This is a genomic window from Rhizobium sp. WYCCWR 11146 (assembly GCF_013591995.1).
GTDB lineage: Bacteria > Pseudomonadota > Alphaproteobacteria > Rhizobiales > Rhizobiaceae > Rhizobium > Rhizobium indicum.
The window spans coordinates 209,610-211,454 of sequence record NZ_JACCEY010000023.1 but is presented as its reverse complement, the minus strand read 5'-3'; the positions used below and the strand labels follow the sequence as shown (position 1 = coordinate 211,454).

3 protein-coding genes are annotated in these 1,845 nt (G+C 59.8%); 1 reads left to right on the top strand and 2 read right to left on the bottom strand.

Features of this window, described 5'->3' with window-relative positions:
• Positions 1-53: 53 nt before the first annotated feature.
• Positions 54-1,346, bottom strand: a complete 1,293-nt coding sequence (gene rhaI / locus HX899_RS18545; RefSeq protein ID WP_181293046.1) for an L-rhamnose catabolism isomerase — start codon at positions 1,344-1,346, stop codon at positions 54-56.
• Between the two features lie 77 nt (positions 1,347-1,423).
• Here rhaI and HX899_RS18540 point away from each other — a divergent pair, with 77 nt between their 5' ends.
• Positions 1,424-1,582 carry a YqaE/Pmp3 family membrane protein gene (locus HX899_RS18540; protein WP_017958027.1) on the top strand — a complete coding sequence of 53 codons (159 nt, stop codon included), beginning with the start codon at positions 1,424-1,426 and terminating at the stop codon, positions 1,580-1,582.
• 63 nt (positions 1,583-1,645) lie between these two features.
• On the opposite strand, the gene HX899_RS18535 is transcribed toward HX899_RS18540, so the two are convergent.
• On the bottom strand, positions 1,646-1,845 hold a 200-nt coding region (locus HX899_RS18535), incomplete at its 5' end, for an SDR family oxidoreductase (RefSeq protein ID WP_181293045.1).

Here is a 1,845-nt window from a genome sequence, read left to right as displayed (position 1 = left end):
CAACCACTATCCCTAATCAGCATAGCTTCAGGCCATGCGAAACAATCGATCGTTCAGATGATGCCGCCGCCGCCGGCAGCGGATGCCGGGCGTTCGGCCGCTACCTTCTTGCGATAACCGCTGGCGCGGTAGACGGCGATCGGGTCGATCGCGCCGCCAGCCCTGCGGCGGGCTTCGGCCAGAATCGGCTCGACATCGGCGCGATAGGCGCGCTTCAGCGTTTCCGACGCCATCAGCGCGTCATTGTCGTCCTGGTAGCCGGAGAGCACCTTGCGGTCGACAAGCAATGCCTGCGCATAGGCGCGGCGGATTTCGTTGGCGCTGTTGATCAGGCTTTCGATCGGATCGGTGACATTGTGCGACTGGTCGATCATATGGGCCGGGTTGAAGTCGTTGACGCCGCGCTGTTCGGCGTCAACCAGTTCGTTGAAGACCAGGAACAGCCGGTAGGGATCGATCGCGCCGGCGTCGAGATCGTCATCGCCATATTTCGAATCGTTGAAGTGGAAACCGCCAAGCTTGCCGAATTGGATCAGCCGGGCGACGATCATCTCGATATTGGTGTTCGGCGCGTGGTGGCCGAGATCGACGAGGCAATAGGCCTTGGGGCCGAGCGTCTGAGCGATCAGGTAGTTGGTGCCCCAATCCTGCACGATGGTCGAATAGAAGGCCGGCTCGTACATCTTGTGCTCGGAGAACAGCTTCCAATCGTCGGGCAGCGCCTTGTAGATATCCGCCATCGAGGCGAGGTAACGCTCGAAAGCCTTGGTGAAATGGCTCTGGCCGGGGAAGTTCGAGCCGTCACCGATCCAGACCGTCAGCGCCTTGGAGCCGAGCGCCTTGCCGATCTCGATGCATTCGAGATTGTGCTCGACCGCCTGCGCCCGCGTCGCCGCGTCGGTGTGGCTGAGCGAGCCGTATTTATAGGAATGGGCCTGGCCCGGCGCATCGGAAAAGGTGTTCGAATTCATCGCATCGAAGCCGAGGCCGAGCGCGCTACCCTTGGCCTTCAATTCGCTAGCATCCGCCTTGTCCCAGGGAATATGCAGCGAGACGTTCGGGGTCGCCTGCGTCAGCTGGTTGATGACGGCGCAATCGTCGAGCTTGTCGAAGATGCCGCGCGGCTCGCCGGTACCGGGGAAACGGGCAAAACGCGTGCCGCCGGTGCCGACGCCCCAGGAGGGCACGGCAACGAAGAATTCCGCAACCTTCCGGGTGACCGCCTCGATATCGACTCCGCGACGGGCAAGCGTCGCGCCCAGTGCCTCGTAATCGGCCTTCAACGCGGTTGCCCGCTTGTCGTTATCAGTCGCGACCAGATCTGGCGCAATCCTGGAATCTGTCATCTATTCCTCCCTGGTCGCGAACCATAGGGCATGGTTCGCGTTCAAACGCTTACATGTCTTCAAACGAAGGAGCTACGATGGACGTTGTCCGCATTCTTCTTGCGATCATCCTGCCGCCCCTTGGCGTATTCTTGCAGGTCGGGATCGGCCTGCATTTCTGGCTCAATATACTGCTGACACTCTGCGGCTATCTGCCGGGGATCATCCACGCAATATGGGTGATCCTCCGGAAATAGCTCTATCCGTTTGCTTTACGCGTTCCGGACGCAAAACCGCTGCACACTGTTGCTGGAATTGCTCTAGCGCGTAAAACTCTGCACATTGCCGGCATCGACGTTGATGATGTTGCCGGTCGATTTTGCCGAAAGGTCCGATGCGAGGAAATAGATCGCCTCGGCGATATCTTCCGGAAACACGTTGAGTTTCAGCATCGAACGCTTGCGGTAATGTTCCTCGAGATCGTCCACCTCGATCTTGGACGAGGCGGCGCGCTGCTCGC